The organism is Micromonospora phaseoli, assembly GCF_900109115.1.
GTDB classification, from domain to species: domain Bacteria; phylum Actinomycetota; class Actinomycetes; order Mycobacteriales; family Micromonosporaceae; genus Micromonospora; species Micromonospora phaseoli.
This window is the reverse complement of the sequence record NZ_FNYV01000006.1, coordinates 359,185-377,645: the sequence shown is the minus strand read 5'-3', so window position 1 is coordinate 377,645 and position 18,461 is coordinate 359,185. Positions and strand designations below refer to the sequence as shown.

Below are 18,461 nucleotides of genomic sequence, written 5' to 3'. Positions count from 1 at the left end.
ACTTCAGGCCGCCTTGGTCAGCACGACCGCGATCCGGTCCTGCGCGGCCAGCGCCACCACGGCCGGCACGTCGCGGACGGCGAGCGCCAGGTAGACCACGACCTCGTCCCGGCCGTCGGTGCTGACGGCGTCGGTGACGGTGGCGGTGAACCGGGTGGCGCCGGAGGCGGGCCCACTGTCGTCGTTGCTCGGGGTGCTGACCAGCAGCACCTCGTCGCCGGGACGCAGCTTCGGCGCCGGCACCTGGGCCGCGCGCAGCCCGAGGGCGAGCTGCTGCTGACCGGGGCCGAGCAGCGGGTCGTCGGTGAGCTGCGCCATGGTCAGCAGCGTTCCGGGGGCGAGCGCGACGGCGGCCCGCATGCCGATCACGTCGGCGAGTCGGCCGGCCGGCACCGGAGCGAGCCCCTGACCACCGGCCACCTGCACCGACACCAGGTCGTCGGCGCGTACCACGCTGCCGACCTCGACCGCGCGGGCCACCGCCAGGTAGCTGCCGGTCGCCCGGACCGAGGTGACCGCGAACGCGGAACCCAGCCCGCCGAGGGCGATCAGCAGGACGGCGAGGCCGAGCAGTCCGGGGCGTACCCGGCGTTGCCGGACCACTCGGGGCGGGGCGACCGGCGCGTCCACCGGAGGGGTTGCGTCACGGGTCGCCACACTCATCGGTCCCCACCTTTCGTTCGCGGTTGCGGGGCTCGCAGGACCGGCTCACTCCTCGCGCTCACCGGGTCACCACCTGAAGCTCGTTGATCTGGATCTCGACGGTGCCGGTGGTGCGGGTGACCCCGGGGATGTTGCCGCTCTCGCCACCGGTGCTGGTCCAGGTGACGGACCAGTGCGTGGTCGCCTGGACCTCGTACGTCCTGGCCTCCTGGTAGCCGTTGCGGTAGCCGCAGTCCGGCGAGGGCCGGCCGGCATGCTGGCCCCTGGGGTCGTACGGGGTGCCGGGCCCGGTGCAGGTGACCTTGTCGCCGTTGCCCATGTCCCAGACGGCCCGGTCGACCTCCGCCCGGATCGTCACTGTCAGGCCCCGGTCCGAGGCGGAGGCGCTCAGCGGGCCGAAGTAGTTCTCGCCCCGGCTGGCCCACATCCAGACCGGCAGGCCGACCAGCCCGGGGCCGACGGACTTGCGCGGTGCGACCGCGGCGCGGGGCGCCAGCAGGCTGATCGAGGCGAACGCCCGGCGGGCCAACTCCTCCGGGTCGGGCGGGGCGCCGAAGCCGGGCGGCGGCTCGTCCAGCGGCACGACGCGGCTGTCGCCGAGCGCGCCGTCGACGCAGCTGCGCACGTACCACTGCTGGCCCTCGGGCGCCTCCGGCTGGGGCTCGGCGAGCTTGTAGTAGCAGCCGATGCTGTTGTCGAACCAACCGAGCACGTCGTCGTAGCAGGGGATGGTGCGGCCGTTCCACTGGCAGCCCCCGCCGCCGCCCCCGCCGTTGTTGTCCCCGCCGTCCCCGCCGCCGTTGTCGCCACCACCGGGGGTGCCCGGGTCGTCGTCCCAGACGTTGCAGTTCGGCTGGGCCGGTGGGCACTCGGCACCCGGGTCGGCGGCCGTCGCCGGCACCGCTGACGCGCTCGCCAGCAGCACCGCCAGCGCAGCGCCGAGCAGCACCCGGCGCACGGCACGGGTGCCGCGCCGGACTCGCCGGCCGTCCGGCCGGCAATGCGTGACGGCCCGGGTCAGCACGGCTGGTCCTGGTGGGCGGTGCCGGTGCTGATCAGCCAGCGGCCGTCGGGATAGCGGGTGGCGGTGGCGGTGGCCAGGTGGCGGGAGCCTCGGGTACCCGGTACCACCTTGTCGTCTTCGAGGTAGACCAGCCGGTAGCCGCTGGCGTCGACGCAGTCCTGGATCTCCACGGAGGGTGGCTCGGCGTCCAGGTCCACCGAGACCACGGTGGGGTCCTCGGATCGCAGCGTGCCGGTGCTGACCGCGCCGTGCTCGCGGGCCTGACGAAGGTTCAGTCGGACCCGGGTCAGCAGCGGGTCGGCGAGGAACCGGGTCAGCTCGGGCGCCTGCGGGTCGCTGCGCCGGCTCGCCGTGCGGGACGCCTTGAGGTAGCCGGCGTAGGCCGCCAGGGCCGCCTTCTCCGCCGCCGCCTCGTCGGCGGCCCGCTGGGCGCCGACGGGTCTGCTCCGTTCGGGCCCGGTAGGGGTGGACGCCTCCTGCGTACCGCCGCAGGCGGTGGTCGTGCCGACCGTGGCCGCCGCGACCAGACCGGCCGTCCAGCGGCTCAGCTGCCGTGCTCGCACCCTCGTGCCCTCCTCGGTGCCGACCCGGCGACCGCCGTCGCCGGCGTTTCCGGGCGTGCGGCAGCGCGACCGGACGACTGTCTCCGGTCCTGTCCAACACGCAGCCGCATTTACCTCAATGGATCGTCTACAAATGCACTGCCTTGGTTGGTCGTGGGCCGTGGACGTGGGTTGCGTCACATCCAAGGGGCGAGCATAGGCTGACGCCAGCCAATGCAACAGAGGCAATCCAACTGAACACTCTGAGTTATGAACGGTGGTGGTGCCGGATGGCTACCGGAGGGTTGTCGGCGTCGATCGGCCCGTGGTGGCAGCCGGGTGGGCGCGGGCGGTCGGGCGGTCGACTCCGCCGCCGGCCGGCCATTCGAGCGGGCGGCCGTGATGCGGTAGGAAATGGCAATCGGTCCGATCCGTCCCCCGGTAAAAGGGTGCCAATCGGGCGTCAATTGCTTTCTATGGGAATTGCGTCTGCCCGTTCGGTACATTCCGGCCGATGCCGCTCGGGCGGGACGGCGACCCCCGCCCGACGTTCGGGCCACCACCGGACACGACCGGACAGACTACCCTCCGTGTTGGCAGGTAGCGCGGGGCAGCCGGCGTGAGCCGCCCCGACAGCCCGGAGTCGGTGCGTGACCGCGCCGAGGCCGGCCACCCGCCAGCGGAGCACACCCCGCCACCCCGTCGACCGTGGCACCGCGCGGCGGCCCTGCTGACGCTCACCCCGCTGCTGCGGTACGCCGTCGCCCGGCACGCCGTACCCCCGGGAACCGACCGCCGGACCGGCTGCGACGCCTGCGGCGCGTCGATCGGCCCCGACCGGCCGTGGCCGGCGTTGGGTCCGTCCGCCCGCTGCGCCGAATGCGGTGCCCGGATCGGCGCACCGCCGGCCACCGTCGAGTTGGCCGCCGTGGCGGCCCTGGCCGCGCTGCTGCTGGCCCGTCCGCCCGCCATCGAGGGGGTGGCCGCCGCCTGGTGGTTGGCCTTCGCGGTGCCGCTGCTCTTCGTCGACCTCGCCGTGCACCGGCTGCCCGACCGGCTCACCTGGCCCGCCGCCGCCGGCACCTGGCTGCTGCTCGGCGTCGCCGCCCTCACCGGGACCGGGCCGGCACCGTGGCTGCGCGCCACCGCCGCCGGGCTCGGGCTGGCGCTCTTCTTCGCCGCCACCACGCTGCTGCTCGGCGCGCGGGGCTTCGGCATCGGCGACGCCAAGCTCGCGTTGAGCGCGGGCACCCTGCTCGGCTGGTACGGCTGGAGCGTGCCCGTGCTCGGGCTGGTGCTCGCGCTGACGCTGTCCGGAGTGGTCGCCCTGGGCCTGCTGGTGAGCCGCCGGGCCCGCTGGTCGAGCCACCTGCCGTTCGGGCCCTACCTGGTGCTCGGCACCCTCGGTGCGCTGCTGCTGGTGTGGTGAGCCGGTCGGCGGGGAAATGTCAGCCCGCAGGGACCGTCGTAATCTCCTGGAGGCGCAGTGCAACCCACCCCCGATCGGCCGTCCGCTCAGCCCGACGAGCGCTGGCGGATCCGGCGGACCCGGGACGACCTGGATCGGCTCGGCGAGACCGAGTCGATCTTCGCGTTGAGCAACGGCTGGCTGGGCTGGCGCGGCACCCTCGACGAGGGTGCGCCGGTCGAGATGCCCGGCAGCTACCTCAACGGGTTGCACGAACGGCGCGCGCTGAACTACCCCGAGGACGGGTACGCCTTCCCGCAGCTCAGCGACACGGTCATCAGCGCGCCCAACGCCACGCTCGTCCGGCTCTGGGTCGACGGCGAGCCACTGGACCTGCGTACCGGCACGCTGCTCGCCCACGAACAGGTGCTGGACCTGCGGGCCGGAGTGCTCGAACGGCTCACCGAATGGATCTCGCCGGCCGGGCGCGGGGTGCGGGTACGCAGCACCCGGCTGGTGTCGCTGCCCCGCCGCCGGATCGCCGCCGTCGACTGGACCGTGGAACCCCTGGACGGGCCGGTCGACGTGCGGATCAGCGCGGACCTGCTGGCCAACGAACGCGTCCCGGAGCGCGCCGACGACCCGCGGGCCGCCTCGCTGATCCAGGACCCGCTGGTCGCCGAGCTGCACCACGTCGACGACGCGGACGGGCTGCTGGTGCACCGCACCGAGCACAGCGGACAACGGGTCGCCGTCGCCGTCGCGCACCGGCCGACGGTCCCGGAGCATTTCGCCAGCGACGGTGACGCCACCCCGGACCGGATCCGGCTCACCCTCACCGGGTCGCTGCGGCCCGGCGAGCAGGTACGGCTGACCAGGTTCGCGGCGTACGAGTGGGCGCCCGTCGACGGATCGACGGCCGAGGAGCTGGCCGGGCAGGTGGTGGCCGAGGCGGACGCCGCCCGTACGGTGGGCTTCGAGACCCTGTTCGCCGAGCAGCGTGCGGCCTTCGACGAGGCCTGGCGCACCGCCGACGTGGTCCTCGACGGTGACGAGCAGTTGCAGCTGGCGATCCGGTTCGCGATGTTCCACCTGATCCAGGCGGGCCGGTCGGACGGCGACCGGACCATCCCCGCCAAGGGGCTGACCGGCAACGGCTACGACGGGCACGTGCTCTGGGACACCGAAGGGTACGTGCTGGCGGCACTGACGTACGTCGCTCCCGAGGTGGTCCGGTCGGCGCTGCGCTGGCGGCACCGGCACCTGCCGCAGGCACTAGACCGCGCGGCGGAGCTGCGGCTGACCGGCGCGACCTTCCCGTGGCGGACGATCAGCGGCCGGGAGTGCTCCGGATACTGGCCGGCCGGCACCGCCGCCCTGCACGTCAACGCCGACCTCGCCGACGCGGTCCTGCGCTACGCCGGGGCCACCGGCGACCAGGACTTCCTCACCGGGGCCGGGCTGGACCTGCTGGTGGCCACCGCCCGGCTGTGGCACGGCTTCGGGCACTTCACCGACGACGGTGTCTTCCACCTCGTCGGTGTCACCGGCCCGGACGAGTACGCCGCGCTGGTCGACGACAACCTGTTCACCAACCTGATGGCCCGGCGGAACCTGCGCGGCGCGGCCGACGCCGTCGAGCGGTACCCGGAGGCGGGCGACCGGCTCGGCGTGGACCCGGCCGAGGTGGCCGGCTGGCGGGCCGCGGCCGACGCGATGGCCGTGCCGTACGACGCCAAGCGCGGCGTGCACCAGCAGGCCGCCGGATTCACCGCGCGGCCGGAGTGGGACTTCGCCGGCACCGGCGACGACGACTACCCGTTGCTGCTGCACTTTCCCTACCTGGAGCTGTACCGCCACCAGGTGGTCAAGCAGGCCGACCTGGTGCTGGCCATGCTGCGCTGCCCCGGCGAGTTCACCGCCGAGGAGAAGGCGGCGAACTTCGCCTACTACGAGGCGCGCACCGTCCGCGACTCGTCGCTGTCCGCCGCCCCGCAGGGGGTGCTCGCCGCCGAACTGGGCCACCTCGACCTGGCGTACGACCTGTTCGCCGAGTCGGTGTTGCAGGACCTCGAGGACCTCGGCGACAAGACCGGCGACGGGTTGCACCTGGCCTCCCTGGGCGGGGCTTGGCTGGCGCTGGTGCAGGGCTTCGGCGGCCTGCGCGACGACCGGGAGCGGCTCTCCTTCGACCCCCGGCTGCCCCGCCGGATCGACCGGCTGGCGTTCAGCCTGCGCTGGCACGGTCATCGGCTGCTGGTCACGCTGACCGCCGACGAGGCCCGCTACGAGTTGCCCGATGCCGAGGCTGACGCCGCCATGGAGCTGTGGCATCACGGTGAGTGGGTGCGGGTGACCGCCGACGCACCGGTGAGGCGGCCGATGCCGCCGCTGCCCGACTTCGGCGACGAGCCGCCCTCGCCCCCGGGCCGCCGCCCCGCCCGCCGCTGAGGGGTAAGGAAGGGCCCCTTGTTAACGCCTGCGGTAGAGGAAGGGCCCCCTATTAACAGATCACTCCGCCCGCCCGGCGGACGCTAGGGTGCGCGGGTGCCTGAACTGGAACGGCTCAGCGCCGAGCATGCCGACGCGTTGCTCGCCTTCGAGCGGGACAATCGCGAGTGGTTCGCCCTTTCGGTGCCGGACCGGGGCGCCGGCTACTTCGCCGAGTTCGCCGCCCGGCACGCCGCGCTCCTCGCCGAGCAGGCCACCGGCCGGTGTCACTTCCACCTGCTGGTCGACGGCGAGGAGCTGCTCGGCCGATTCAACCTGGTCGACGTCGAGGCGGGCGAGGCCGAGTTGGGCTATCGGGTGGCGCGGCGGGCCGCCGGGCGCGGGGTCGCCACCGAAGGCGTACGGCGGGTGGCCGCGCTCGCCCGAGCGGCGTACGGGCTGCGCCGGCTGACCGCGTCCACCACGCTGGACAATGCCGCCTCGTTGGCGGTGCTGCGACGCACCGGCTTCGTGCCGGTCGGCGAGGTGTCACTCGATGGTCGACCCGGGCTGCGGCACGTGCTCACGCTGGTCGCCGAGGACTGACCCGCCGGACATCCGCTGCCGCACCACCTCCAGCTCTTCGAAGGCGTACGCCCAGTTGTGGCACTTGAAGCTGCGCAGTCCCTCGATCGGCGAGCGGCAGTCGGCACAGCGCACTCCAGGGATGGCGTCGGGCAGGCCGGTGTTCACGTACCGGCGGTCGCCGAGGATCACGGTGGCGATCATCATCGAGTCGTGCACGCCCTTCAGCGCCGAGCCGACGATGTCGTACCAGGTGATCCGGCGACCGCACTTCGGGCAGTCCGGCTGGTCGCCGCTGACCCACAGGGGCGCGCCGATGGTGCGCGACGGCATGCCGAGCAGCTTCTCGATCCGCCGTACGTCGGACTCGGGTGTCGTCCAACGGTGCCGGCCGGGCAGCGAGGCGGGTGAGTCGTAGACGGCTTGGAACAGGGTGTAGTCGACCTCGACGGTCTCACGTTCGCTGGTCATCGGCGTCCTTCCCCGGACTTCTCGGCGCCCCCACCGTGGTCACCGGTGGGTTGTGGGCACAACCGGATCAACGACACGGCAGGGCCGCCGGCCCCGGGTCAGGCGTACCTCCAGCGTGGAGCGCGTCCCGGCCGGAGCCGGCGGGGACGTCACGAGGGTGACGGAGCGGCGGCCGGATCGACGGGCGTGGCCTGCGGGGCCTCGGTGATCGCCTGGCTGCGGACCTCAAAGATGATCAAGTAGCCGAGGATCCACAACTCGCCCGCGGTGGCGGGTACCACCAGCAGGTCGGCGACGATACCGGCGCTCGGGGCGAGGTACCCGACGAAGGTGCTGAGCACGTAGCCGGGGCCGCCGACGAGGAGGATCCAGCCGGGGGCGCGGGGCAGCCAGCCCGACCGGAGCACGCACCAGCAGCCTGGCGCTCGGCTTCGCCTAGGAGGTCTTCCAGCCGGCGTCGGCGGGCGGAAATGCCGACGTCGGGGCGGCCGAGGCGCAGTTGGCCGTGATGGCCGAGAAGCTGCCCCGTCTGGCGGCGATGGTGGCTGCCGAGATGCACGACGCCGAGGACCCGACGCTGGGCTGGTGCGACGGTCAGGTCGAGTTCGAGTTCACTCTCGATCTGCTCTTCGACGGCCTCGAACGCGCCCGAGAGTGACGATACTGCTTGCATCCTGCAACCAGTACGCCTACGGTCGTGGCTACTGCTTGCGAAGTGCGGACGGTTGAGCTGTCGAGAAGACGGAGGAGTGGCATGGGGCGGGTCCTGCTGAACATGAGCGTCTCCCTCGACGGCTTCGCGGCCGGGCCTGACATCAGCGCCGAACACCCGATGGGCCGAGGCGGCGAACGGCTGCACGAGTGGCTGTTCCCGGACGACGCCGACCGCGCGGTCGCTGCCGATGGCATCCTGCCGAGCGGCGTCGACGCCGAGCAGGCACGGGACCTGCAGGCGAGCACGGGGGCCGCGGTGATCGGCAAGCGGATGTTCGACATCGGCGTCGATCTGTGGCAGGACACGCCCTATCCGGTCCCGACCTTTGTGGTCACCCACGGCTCCCGCGAGCCGCTGGCCATGCGCAGCGCGGCCTTCACCTTCGTCACCGGTGGCGTCGGGGACGCGCTCCGGCAGGCGCGCCGCGCGGCAGGTGACCGCAACGTCCTGGTGATGGGTGGCCCGACGATCGCGCAGCAGTACCTCCGGGCCGGGCTGGTGGACGAGATCCGGCTCCAGCTCGTCCCGGTGCTGCTCGGGGCCGGCACCAGACTCTTCGACCACCTCGGCACCGACCATGTCGAGCTCGAACGGACCATGGTGCTGGAGTCACCGCACGTCACCCATCTGCGGTTCGAGCCCTCGGCGGGCCGGCCTGCGCGGGAGAACCAGGGGTGAGATCGGCCGTTCGGACCGCCATGATTCGCCGTTCAGCCCTCGACAATCCCGCGTTGCTGTCGGCGGCCGTGCGGCATTCAGATCGCTTTCCAGTATTTCGCCCCTACCGGCGGGGCGAACCGGGCCGATTCACCGCCAAGGTGCACCGATCAGGGAATTCCTCGACCTAATACTCCCGAAACAGTCGAAGTGCCGGCGCATCGACGCGACCGTGCGCGTACGCCGACGTGGGTGACCAGTTGATCGCTTGCTGCAACCCATCCTCCCTGCTAGAGTGGCGCTTCGGGAGCGCTCCCATGAAACGTAGCCGTAATCGGATCCACTCACAGGAGCACGTGGTTCGAAATACCTAATCCCAATCAGCGGAAACGAATACGAATCCGGGGACGGCGTGGGTCATCACTCACACACGAATGTCGAGCTGGCCGAGGAAATCTTCCGTGAGCATTACCGGCGGCTGGAGGCCGCCTCGATCGCGCTGACCCGCAACGCCCCGGTGCTCGGCCAGTTGCGGCGTAACGTCCACGCGATCGTCACGGACGTGACGGAACAGCTTGATCTGCCGGCGTCCTCGACCGGGACGGTCGATGAAACCGGCGAGGTGTTCGACGTCGGCGAGGTGATCGACGACGCGCTGCTGCCCACCGAGATCGGCGTGGACCGGGCGCTGCGCAACATCCATCCGATCGAGTCGCTCCGCGCCGCCGCGCTGCTCTTCGAGGTGGCGCTTCCGATCATCCTGCGCCGTCACGTCATCACCGATCCGGCGCGGGTGGCCGCCGTCAGCCTCGCCCTGCACGACGCAATCTCCCGGCGGGTGTCGCTCTCCTCGCTGGCCTACGTCAACTACCTGATCGAGAAGCTGCAGGCCTCGCGCCGCGAGGAACGCCGCCGGATCGCCCGCGATCTACACGACCGGCTCGGCCACTCGATCGGCCTCGCCCTGCAGAACCTCGACCTCTCCCGGCACTACGGCACCCAGGAACCGCGGCGGGCCGCCGACAAGGTCGACGCGGCAATGGACGACATGCGCGAGGCGATGCGGACCGTGCAGGAGCTGACCGCGGAGCTGCGCCGCTCGTTCGGCGCCGACGGCATCGAGCCGGCCCTGCGCGGCTACCTCTCGTCGAGCGTGCCGGCCACCATCCGGACCGGGCTCACCGTCACCGGCGACGTCAAGGCCATCCCCCGCGAGGTGGGCGAGGAGCTCTACCTGATCCTGCGGGAGGCCGCCCGCAACGCGGTGCGGCACGGCGAGGCCACCGAGCTGCGCATCACGATCGCCGCCGCGGAGGAGGCGGTCAACGCCGAGGTGGTCGACGACGGCCGCGGCTTCGACCTGATCACCGCGCAGGCCGCCGGCTTCGGGCTGCGATCCATGGCGGAGCGCGCCGATCTGCTCAACGGTCGCCTCACCATCACCTCCGCACCCGGCAGCGGCACGGTCGTCGCGGTCGAGGTGCCGGTCTACGGCACGGAAGGATGAAGCGACCAGGCCCCATCCGGGTGGTGTTGGTCGACGACCACACCCTGTTCCGGGAGGGCCTGAAGGAAGTCCTCGGCACCGCCTCGGACATCGAGATCGTCGGTGCCGGTGGCAGCGGCCCGGAGGCGGTCGAGCTGACCGCCGAGCACGAGCCGGACGTGCTGCTGCTCGACGTGGAGATGCCCGGGGCCGGGGTGACGGCGACGATCCGGCAGGTGCTCGGGCAGCGGCCGGACACCCAGATCATCGTGCTCACCATGCACGACGACGCCGAGCTGGTGCGCGAGGTGCTCGAAGCGGGGGCCAGCGCGTACCTGCTGAAGACGATCCTGCGGGACGAACTGCTGGCGGCGGTCCGCTCGGTCCGCTCGTCGGCGAACATCCTGCTGGCGGTCTCGCGTGGCACGGTCGAGCAGCTCGATCGGCGGCCACCCGGCTCGGGCGGGCCGGGTGAGGCGCTGACCCAGCGGGAGCGGGAGATCATGATCCTCGCCTCGGACGCGCTGAGCAACCAGCAGATCGCCTCCCGGCTGCACATCACCGAGGCCACCGTGAAACGGCACCTGACCAACGCGTACGCGAAGCTCAACGCCGTCTCCCGGGTGGACGCCATCCGCAAGGCCGTGGCCCGCCGGATCATCCCCGACGGGCGCCGCCTCTCCCGGTGACTCAGATCGCGAGGCACTGGGCGATCGCGGTGAGGTGCACGGCGTACTGGGTCAGCATGAAGGCCCGGTAGGGCCGGCGCCGGCGGCTGCGGTCTCCGTCGCTGATCCGGGTCAGCACGCAGCAGCTCAGCACGACCGCGCCGGTGAGCAGCAGTCCGGCCAGCGGCAGCAGCGTCGGTTCGGTCACGCTGACCGCGGCCAGTCCACCGGCGACGATCAACGCGCCCAGGGCCAGCAGGATTCGCGCGGTGCGCTCGGGCAGCACGATCGGCAGGGTGTGCCGGCCGGCCAGCCGATCGCCCGCGACGTCCGGCAGGTCCTTGGTCATCCCCACCAGGCCCATCCAGAACGACAGCGCCAACGCCACCGCCAGCATCCGCGGATCCGGCACGCCGCCGCCGGCCGCGTGCCACCCGGCCAGGTAGGTGACCAGGCCGCCGGCCACCACCACGGCGACGAACCCCGGCAGGTTGGCCTTCTGCGGACGGGGTGCCGCCGAGTAGAGCCAGCCGAGTGCCAGCATGACGACCACCAGCATCGCGAAGCCGGTGGAGACCAGCGCGCCGAGGGCCACCGCCACCGCGCTGAGGACGGTCGCGATCGTACGGGCGGCGGAGGCGGGCAACGCGCCCGTGGCGAGCGGCCGGCCGGAGCCGTTGTGCCGGTCCTCGGTGCGGTCGCAGAGGCCGTTGAGCAGGTAGACCTGCCAGGTGGCGCAGAGCCAGGCCAGGGCGCCGACGGTCACGTCCCGCACGGCCATGGCCTGCAGCGGCGGCGCGGCCAGCAGCGCCCCGGTCAGGAAGCGGAGCTGGAAGACGACCTGCACCATCGGCCGGCTTTCCGAGAACGAGAGGCCGACGATGCGCGAGAAGGATCCGATCGGAACGGGCTGCGTAATTGATGGACTCGACATCTCCGACCCCCAAATGGTGGCGCGAATTCGATGAGTCTATTCTGGGTGCCGCAGGTGGCGATTCGGCTCCGACAATAACGGAAGATATGTCTACTACTTTGGTCGTACGCCTTCTGCCACCTTCCGGTAGTTAGTGCTGGACCTCCGGATCTACCACTACTTTCGATCCCGCCGAGTGTTTAGGGTGAGCCCTGGGACGCTATTTCGACTCGGGGGGAAGTGAGACGGGGGAAATGACGCAGGAGATGGTACGACCGATAATTTTTCCAGGGCACCGGCAGCCGATGCCGGCCGACAGTCTGACGATCACGCTGGTGGTGGACAACGAGGTCGCCCGGCGGGGTCTGGCGGCTGTCGTGCAGCAGGTGCCGTGGGTCCGGATGTGCAGCACCCCGGACGACGCGAACGTGGTCATCGCCTCACTGCGGGCGCTCAACCGGGACGAGGCGGTCTGGCGGCACGACGACGGACGGCCCCGCAAGCTCCTCGTGCTGCTCGACGAGCCGGACCAGGTGGACAACGTGCGGTGGCTTACCGCGGACGGTTACCTGCTCTCCCGTGACCTGACGCCGGAGGCCCTGCACCGGGCGCTGCTCCAGGTGGCCGACGGTCAGCTGGCGGTACCCGCCGAGCTGGGCCGGCACCTGCTGAAGCTGGCGACGGGCCCGGCGCGGCGGGAACGCACCCGAGGCCCGGTGCTCACCCCACGGGAGCGGGAGACCCTGGGGCTGCTCGCCGAGGGTCTGAGCAACCGGCAGATCGGGCGCCGGCTCGGCGTCTCGGAACACGGGGCCAAGCGCCTGGTGGGCAGCATCATGACCAAACTGGACTCACCGAACCGCACCCTCGCGGTGGCGATCGCACTGCGGGAGCGGCTGATCCAGGCCGAACCGGCGTAGGCCCAGCCAGGTACGCACCACCACCTGGTAGTCGGCGGTGCCGGTCAGCGCGACCGCGGCGACGTTCCCGTCGCCCAACGAGACGTCACGCACCACCCACGGGCCAGGCATGCCGGCCTCGCCCGAGCAGCGCAGGCCGTACCCGTGGGGGAGATGACCGGCACCGACCCGCACCGGCAGTCCCTGCACCAGCCGCCCGCCGCTGGCCTTGACGCAGGCCTCCTTGCGGGTCCAGAAACGCAGGTACCACCAGTCCCGGGCCGGACCGCGGGCGCGGCCGACCCGGACCGCCTCGGTCGGCGGGTAGAACCGGTCCGCGAGCCGGCCCGCCGGCAGCGTCGCGCCCGGATCCTGCCGGCCGAGGTTCTCCACGTCGACGCCGATCTCCCGGCTCCTCGTGATCGCCAGCAGCGCGAGGTCCGCCGAGTGGGAGAGGTTGGCCTTCACCTCCGGCCGCCCGGCCAGGGCGGGCTTGCCGTGCCGACCCCGGCACCAGGTCACCTCGTGCGGTGGGAGGCCGAGGTACCCGCCGAGGATCAGCCGGCTGGTGGCGTGCGCCCGGACGTAGCGGCGGCGGAGCCGAGCGTCGCCGAGCCGGTCGGCCCGGCGACGCTCGTGCGGGTCGAGCAGGCGTTCCGGGTCAGGGTCGCCAGGTGGTACCCCGTGCAGCGGTATCCGCCAGACGTGGACGACGTCGTCGAGCCGCATCACCGCGCTCCCGTGGCCGCCAGGACTCTCTCGTCCGCCGCCACCGTCACCAACAGCTCCTCGATCCCTCGCAGGATCTCGGCGACCTCGGCGCGGGCGATCCGGGAGGTGTCGGCGCGGACGCTCAGCTCCACCCGGTCCGGACCGTCCTCGATCGCCTTGAGGAAGAAGGTCAGCTCGTCCATCTCGTACCCCGCGCCGAAGGTGAGCCGGCTGGTCGCCTGTGCGGCGTGCAGCCGCCCGGCGGTGGCCGGCTCGGCCTGACCCGCCGCGCCACCCTGGCGCAGGTCGTTGAAGTAGCAGGACAGGTCGGCCACGCCGCCCAGCGCGCCACGCAACACGGTGACCTCTTGCCGGTCGCTGATCCCGCTGCGGTAGGCCTTCATCGCGGTACCCCAGCAGCCCCGGACCACCGCGCCGAAGTCCTCCGCGGAGACGTCGATCGTGGCCGGCACGTCCTGCACCAGGTTCCCGACGTACCCGCGCAGCTCCGGGCGGTGCCGGTTGCCGGCGATCAGGACCATCGGGACCCGGCCGTTGCCGGTGCGTCGACCGAGGACCGTCGCCGTGGCGGCGAGCAGCACGACCGAGCTGCTCATGGCGTACCGGGTGGCGAGGGCGTCCAGGGCCAGCTTGACCGCGCTGGAGCTGAGCGCCGCCACGGCGTACCGGGGAGTCTCCGGCATCCGGGCCGGGAAGATGGCGGGCGGGGTGAGCGCCAGCTGCTCTCGCCAGTACGCCAACGACCGCTGCTGGATGCGCCTACCCGGCTCGCTCCGTTCGAACGCGGCCAGCTCGACCGGCTGGATCGACGGCGGTGGCAGCTCCTCGCCGGCCAGCAGGCGGGCCAGTTCGGCGCCGATCACCTGACCGCCGAGGTAGTCGGTGGCCGCGTGCGACAGGCAGGTGATCACCACCCGGGGCACGCCGTCGAGGACGCCGACCGCGGGTCGGATCGGCCAGTCCCGGGTGTGGTCGAACCGGTACCGGCGGACCAGTCCTTCCAGGTCGTCGATGAGTGCCCGGGGGTCCGGGTCGTCCGCGCCGGCCTCGCAGACCTCGACCGGCAGGTCACCCTCGGACGTCACCTGCTGCACCAGCTCGCCGGCCAGGTCCCGGTGGAACAGGGTACGCAGCGCCTCGTGCCGGCGGACCAGGGCATCGAGCGCGGCGAAGACCCCGGCCAGGTCCACACCCTCCGGCACCTCGGTGAAGATCGTCGAGTTGTAGAACGAGGTGTCCGGCATCATCCGGTCGATGTCCACCCAGATGCTGCGCTGGCCCAGGGTGGCGGGCGCCTGTGTCGATCGCTCGCCGTGGATCCGTACCGTGTGTCGGGTCAGTCGCGCCATGATGTCGCCTCCGCCTCTTGCGTCCTGGTCTCGGTCTGTCGCTGATCTCCAGCGCCCGCCCGGCGGCGGACGAAGAGGATGGTGACGATGACGGCGGCGATACCGAGAACGTTGGCGATCGCGACCGTCCAGTAGAGCGGTTCCGGCCCGCCAGCGGCCCGGGCCAGGTAGCCACCGACCGCCACGATGCCGCCGAAGTAGACGACGTTCAGGGTGATCGCCAGCGGACCGCCGCCGACCTGCTCCAACACCGTGAGAGCGGCGAGGACCAGGCCCATCAGTACGAAGGTGGGCGCGACGATGCCGAGGTAGCGGGCCGCCTCCGCGGCCACTGCCGGGTCCGCCGCGGTCACCTCGGCCAGCCAGTTGCGGCCGGTCCACACCAGCAGCGCGCAGACCAGGTAGAACGCCGCGGTCACCTGTAGTCCCGCGCGCAGCACCCCGGGCATCCGGTGGCTCTCTCCGATGCCCCGGTACTGGTTGGCGACGATGGCGGTGGCCGCGCCGATCGCCACGCCCGCCACGATGACCACGCTCTGCACCACGTACGCCACCGCGAAGCCGGACACCACGGTCGCGCCGAACGCGCTCACCACCCAGGTCAGGGCGAAGTTGCTGGCGAAGATCGCCACGTACGACCCGAAGACCGGCAGGCCCACCCCGACCAGCAGGCCGACGAGGTCGGGCCGCCAGGCCAGCGAGGTGCCGGGCCGCCACACTCCGGTACGCCGCAGCAGGTAGCCGCCGAGGGCGGTGCCGACCAGGCCGGACGCGCCGATCGCGATCGGCACCGACCACAGGCCCAGGCCCAGCCCGCCGGGCAGGCCGAGCGCGGCCACACCGACGATCTCCACCGTTGCGGCGGCGAGCAGCACCACGGCGCCCTCCCGGGGCCGACCCGCGCCGCGCAGGGTGGCCCCGCACAGCACCGAGCCGAGCCCGAGCAGCGCGGCCAGGCAGACCCACCGGACGAACCACACGAAGTCGCTCTGCACCGCCGGGTCGATCCCGAACAGCCGGCCCATCGCGGGGGCCGCCAGGCCGAGTGTCAGGAGCACCACGACCGACGCTGCGGCGCCGATGCGCGCGAACCCGGCCAGCGCCCGGATCCGGGCCTGCGAATCGTCGCCGCTCAGCGCCGAGGCGACCTGGTTCGGCACCGCGAGCCCGGCGTGCAGCGCGATGATCACGAACATGATCGGGGTGAACAGCGAGCGGACGTAGAGCGCCTCGTCGCCCATCCGGCTCATCAGGGCGACCACCACGAGTGGGACCAGGACGCCGACCAGGTCGCCGAGGACCATCGGCGTCGCCTGGCGCAGGACCTGACGGCGGTACTCAATCATCGTCGAACCTGCCCTTGGTCAGTGCGTGGCACACGTTCAGCCGCTGCACGTTGCGGGTGCCCTCCATGAACTCGACACCGCGGGCGTCGCGGGCCAGCTTGTCCAGCCATGGGTGCTCGAACCGGGCGCCCGGCCCGAGCATCCGCAGCGACTGCAGGGTGGCCTCCTCCGCGAGCTGGGCGGCCTGTGCCTTCGCCGCAGAGGCGAGGTAGCCGTTGCGGGGGTCGCGATCGACCTCGTGGGCGGCGCGCAGGATGAGCTGCCGAGTGGTGTGCACGCGATGGCCCAGCCGGTCCAGCTCCTCCCGGTGCCGACCCCGTTCGCCGTTCGATCGAGCATACTCGATGGCAGCCCGGGCGATTCCCAGCGCGATCGCGGCGACACCCGGGCGGAGCAGGTTGAACGTGCGCAGTGCGCTCCACATGCCGCGCGCCGAGGCGGGCAGGTGGGCGCCGAGCACCCGGCCGGGATCCACCGGCACGCCGTCGAAGCGGATGGCGCTGATCTGGGCCCCACGCAGCCCGATCGTGTCCAGCGGCTCCGCCTGATAGCCCGGCGCGTCGGTCTCCACCAGCACCGCGACCACGCCGAGCGGCCCCGGCCCGGTACGCGCGAACACCGTCCCCAGCTGGGCGCGGGTCGCGTTGCCGACGTACCTCTTCTCGCCGTGCAGGGTCAGCGAACCGTCCGACGCCTTGCGTAGCGTGGTGCTCAGCGCCATCGCGTCCGAGCCCCGCGCCGGCTCGGTCAGGGCGAAGAACGTCCAGGTCGGACGCTCGCGTACCCGGCCGAAGTACCACTGCTGCTGCGCCTCGTCGCCGAGCATCCCGACCAGGACGCCGCTGAGCGACGCGCCCGGCGAGGCGAGGAACATCCCGGCGTCACCGGAGGCGATCTCCTCGGCGGCGACCACGCGCTCCACCGCCGTGGTGCCGTAGTACTCGTAGTCGCCGATGCGCATCGGGTTGGGCTGCATCCGCGGCGGGATCAGCATCTTGCCGACGTAGTCCACCGCGGGCAGGTCCAGGTGCCGGTAGACGGTGTCGGGGTCGCGTTCCAGCTCGAAGGCGTGCGGCCGGAGCTGCTCGGCCCATTCGCGGGCGCGTTCACGCAGCACCCGCAGCCGGTCATCCTGATCTGTGATCGTCATGATCAACTCCGTCGAGGTGCGCGTCGGCCAGCAGTTCGGACAGGTGCGCGATGCCACCCGGCCCGTCCGACAGGAACCCGCCGGCGCCGAGCAGCCGCAGTGACATCCGGTCGGTGTCGGTGATCTGCCGGTGCAGGTGGGCGGCGAGGGACGGGCTCAGCTCGTCGCCCGCCGACTCCAGCGCGTCCAGGACGGCGACGACACCCTGCTGCTCGGTCACCGCCTCGGCGAGGCTGCCCTGGACCAGTTGCTGCTGGATCAGCGGCACGCCGCCGCTGGTCCGGCCGGCCAGGTAGGTCCTGGCCTGGTCGAGCAGCCACTGCGAGACGCCGAGTCGCAACCAGGTCAGCCCGAGCACCCAGCCGGCGGGCCGACTGTCCGTACCGCCACGCTGCGGCTGCCATCCCGGTGGGCACAGGCCGTGCCCGCCCGGCCCGAAGAGCAACTCACCGGCGCCGGTCGCGGTCACCAGGGCCTGCCATCCCGCGTCGAGGCCATCCCGGCGGGCGATCGCGCGGCAGTCGGCGAGAGCGACTGCCGCGACCACGGTCACCATGCCGGGTCCCAGGCGAGGACGCAGAGGTAGCGCAGCCGCGGGTCGTACTCGGCCAGCACGGTCGGTCCGGCCAGTTCGCCGGCGGCGGCCCAGATCCCGGTGCAGAGCGGGCCCGGCGCGACCCGGTGTACCCGCTCGGCCAGCAGGGTGGCCTCCGGGGTGACCGGCGCGTCCAGCCCGGCGATCAGGTCGAACCGCCGCTGCGTGCGGTCGGAGATCTCGTGCAGGATCTCCACCAGCAGCGCTGGCGCCTGCGCCGGGGAGACCTTGGTGCGCTGGGCAAGCAGCACGCCGGCCTCACCGGGCTCGGTCGGGCGCAACGCGTACGCGACCGCGACATCCTCGGCCGGCAGCCGCTCGGAACCGTCCACCTCCCACGGGACGTTGCGCTGGTCGAGGACGAGCAGTCCGGTCCGAGCGTCCGGTCCGGCATCGCGCAGGTGGTCGGCGGCCAGCCGCAGCGCGGTGAACGGCGCGGTGACGCCCTGGTCGCTGACGCAGAAGACGGTCGGTCGGCCGGGTACCGCCTCGACCAGGTAACAGCCGGCCGAGGCCCGGGAATCGATGTCCGGGGTGGCGAACGCGAGGACGATCCGTTGCAGGCCGCCCACCCGCAGGGCCAGCTCGGCGACCACCGTCGAGGCCATCGTCGTGTACGAGGTGACCTGGGCGCGGGCCAGCAGTTCCCGGTCGTACGAGCGGCCGTAGCCGGTCACCATGTCGGAGAGGTAGCGGTCGAGGCCGTCGTCTTCGATCGGCCCGTGCCCGGGGAAAGTGCGTGCGGCGGCGGCCGCCGGCCGGACCGGCAACTCCCGGAGGAGGCCGGCCCGGTCGGCGGCGAGCCGTGGTGCGACTGTGGTGAACACG

General features: G+C 72.3%; 20 protein-coding genes. 8 read left to right on the top strand and 12 right to left on the bottom strand.

The genetic code is table 11. The features are described from left to right. Positions 1 to 3: 3 nt before the first annotated feature. Genes BMY89_RS18110 through BMY89_RS18100 form a run of 3 tightly spaced genes read right to left on the bottom strand, consistent with a single transcriptional unit; the run spans position 4 to position 2,250 of the window. Positions 4 to 663, bottom strand: a complete 660-nt coding sequence (locus tag BMY89_RS18110; RefSeq protein WP_092381166.1) for an SAF domain-containing protein — start codon at positions 661 to 663, stop codon at positions 4 to 6. Between the two features lie 58 nt (positions 664 to 721). Then, on the bottom strand, positions 722 to 1,687 hold the full coding sequence (locus tag BMY89_RS18105; RefSeq protein ID WP_372433321.1) for a hypothetical protein: 966 nt from the start codon (positions 1,685 to 1,687) through the stop codon (positions 722 to 724). Continuing rightward, positions 1,681 to 2,250: a hypothetical protein gene (locus tag BMY89_RS18100; protein WP_092381165.1), complete on the bottom strand. Its 570-nt coding sequence runs from the start codon at positions 2,248 to 2,250 to the stop codon at positions 1,681 to 1,683. Before BMY89_RS18100 ends, BMY89_RS18105 begins: the two co-directional genes overlap by 7 nt. Before the next feature lie 706 nt (positions 2,251 to 2,956). Between BMY89_RS18100 and BMY89_RS18095 the strand changes: the two genes are divergently transcribed. The 3 genes from BMY89_RS18095 (at position 2,957) to BMY89_RS18085 (ending at position 6,673) form a co-directional block, all read left to right on the top strand. Next, positions 2,957 to 3,658: a prepilin peptidase gene (locus BMY89_RS18095; protein WP_232521411.1), complete on the top strand. Its 702-nt coding sequence runs from the start codon at positions 2,957 to 2,959 to the stop codon at positions 3,656 to 3,658. 57 nt (positions 3,659 to 3,715) lie between these two features. Then, positions 3,716 to 6,088, top strand: a complete 2,373-nt coding sequence (locus BMY89_RS18090) for a glycoside hydrolase family 65 protein (RefSeq protein ID WP_092381164.1) — start codon at positions 3,716 to 3,718, stop codon at positions 6,086 to 6,088. A gap of 96 nt (positions 6,089 to 6,184) precedes the next feature. Further along, entirely contained in the window at positions 6,185 to 6,673 is a 489-nt protein-coding gene (locus tag BMY89_RS18085; protein WP_092381163.1) for a GNAT family N-acetyltransferase, read from the top strand. Here the strand turns inward: BMY89_RS18085 and BMY89_RS18080 are convergent. Both BMY89_RS18080 and BMY89_RS18075 read right to left on the bottom strand, forming a co-directional pair. Continuing rightward, the gene (locus BMY89_RS18080) at positions 6,617 to 7,123 is read right to left on the bottom strand and encodes a hypothetical protein (RefSeq protein WP_092381162.1); all 507 of its coding nucleotides are present in this window, start codon (positions 7,121 to 7,123) and stop codon (positions 6,617 to 6,619) included. The two genes, BMY89_RS18085 and BMY89_RS18080, sit on opposite strands and share 57 nt — an antisense overlap. 149 nt (positions 7,124 to 7,272) lie before the next feature. Further along, entirely contained in the window at positions 7,273 to 7,530 is a 258-nt protein-coding gene (locus BMY89_RS18075; RefSeq protein WP_092381161.1) for a DUF4386 domain-containing protein, read from the bottom strand. Positions 7,531 to 7,631: 101 nt separating this feature from the next. Here BMY89_RS18075 and BMY89_RS30975 point away from each other — a divergent pair, with 101 nt between their 5' ends. The 4 genes from BMY89_RS30975 (at position 7,632) to BMY89_RS18055 (ending at position 10,670) form a co-directional block, all read left to right on the top strand. Then, a complete protein-coding gene (locus tag BMY89_RS30975; RefSeq protein ID WP_232521398.1) occupies positions 7,632 to 7,781 on the top strand; it encodes a hypothetical protein in 150 nt (49 codons plus the stop codon). Positions 7,782 to 7,877: 96 nt separating this feature from the next. After that, the gene (locus BMY89_RS18065; RefSeq protein WP_092381160.1) at positions 7,878 to 8,516 is read left to right on the top strand and encodes a dihydrofolate reductase family protein; all 639 of its coding nucleotides are present in this window, start codon (positions 7,878 to 7,880) and stop codon (positions 8,514 to 8,516) included. Positions 8,517 to 8,907: 391 nt separating this feature from the next. Continuing rightward, positions 8,908 to 10,002 carry a sensor histidine kinase gene (locus BMY89_RS18060; protein WP_092381159.1) on the top strand — a complete coding sequence of 365 codons (1,095 nt, stop codon included), beginning with the start codon at positions 8,908 to 8,910 and terminating at the stop codon, positions 10,000 to 10,002. Then, a complete protein-coding gene (locus BMY89_RS18055) occupies positions 9,999 to 10,670 on the top strand; it encodes a response regulator (protein ID WP_092381158.1) in 672 nt (223 codons plus the stop codon). The genes BMY89_RS18060 and BMY89_RS18055 overlap by 4 nt, the downstream gene beginning before the upstream one ends. A 1-nt stretch (position 10,671) precedes the next feature. Here BMY89_RS18055 and BMY89_RS18050 read toward each other — a convergent pair whose 3' ends face one another. Beyond that, the gene (locus tag BMY89_RS18050; protein ID WP_170147699.1) at positions 10,672 to 11,499 is read right to left on the bottom strand and encodes a UbiA family prenyltransferase; all 828 of its coding nucleotides are present in this window, start codon (positions 11,497 to 11,499) and stop codon (positions 10,672 to 10,674) included. A 368-nt stretch (positions 11,500 to 11,867) separates the two neighbouring features. Between BMY89_RS18050 and BMY89_RS18045 the strand changes: the two genes are divergently transcribed. Continuing rightward, a complete protein-coding gene (locus tag BMY89_RS18045; RefSeq protein WP_198414039.1) occupies positions 11,868 to 12,482 on the top strand; it encodes a helix-turn-helix transcriptional regulator in 615 nt (204 codons plus the stop codon). Here the strand turns inward: BMY89_RS18045 and BMY89_RS18040 are convergent. From BMY89_RS18040 to BMY89_RS18015, 6 genes are read right to left on the bottom strand one after another with little or no spacing between them, the layout of a single operon-like run. Beyond that, positions 12,414 to 13,190, bottom strand: coding sequence for a 4'-phosphopantetheinyl transferase family protein (locus BMY89_RS18040; protein WP_092381155.1), 777 nt, complete (start codon positions 13,188 to 13,190; stop codon positions 12,414 to 12,416). The genes BMY89_RS18045 and BMY89_RS18040 overlap by 69 nt on opposite strands. After that, complete coding sequence (locus BMY89_RS18035) at positions 13,190 to 14,542, bottom strand: condensation domain-containing protein (protein ID WP_092381154.1); 1,353 nt, start codon at positions 14,540 to 14,542, stop codon at positions 13,190 to 13,192. The genes BMY89_RS18040 and BMY89_RS18035 overlap by 1 nt, the downstream gene beginning before the upstream one ends. Further along, positions 14,530 to 15,888, bottom strand: a complete 1,359-nt coding sequence (locus tag BMY89_RS18030) for an MATE family efflux transporter (RefSeq protein ID WP_092381153.1) — start codon at positions 15,886 to 15,888, stop codon at positions 14,530 to 14,532. The genes BMY89_RS18035 and BMY89_RS18030 overlap by 13 nt, the downstream gene beginning before the upstream one ends. Further along, positions 15,881 to 17,038 carry an acyl-CoA dehydrogenase family protein gene (locus BMY89_RS18025; protein WP_092381152.1) on the bottom strand — a complete coding sequence of 386 codons (1,158 nt, stop codon included), beginning with the start codon at positions 17,036 to 17,038 and terminating at the stop codon, positions 15,881 to 15,883. The genes BMY89_RS18030 and BMY89_RS18025 overlap by 8 nt, the downstream gene beginning before the upstream one ends. Beyond that, positions 17,016 to 17,594: an acyl-CoA dehydrogenase family protein gene (locus tag BMY89_RS18020; protein WP_092381151.1), complete on the bottom strand. Its 579-nt coding sequence runs from the start codon at positions 17,592 to 17,594 to the stop codon at positions 17,016 to 17,018. Before BMY89_RS18020 ends, BMY89_RS18025 begins: the two co-directional genes overlap by 23 nt. Then, positions 17,588 to 18,460, bottom strand: a complete 873-nt coding sequence (locus BMY89_RS18015; protein ID WP_092381150.1) for a hypothetical protein — start codon at positions 18,458 to 18,460, stop codon at positions 17,588 to 17,590. The genes BMY89_RS18020 and BMY89_RS18015 overlap by 7 nt, the downstream gene beginning before the upstream one ends. Between the last annotated feature and the right edge of the window lies 1 nt (position 18,461).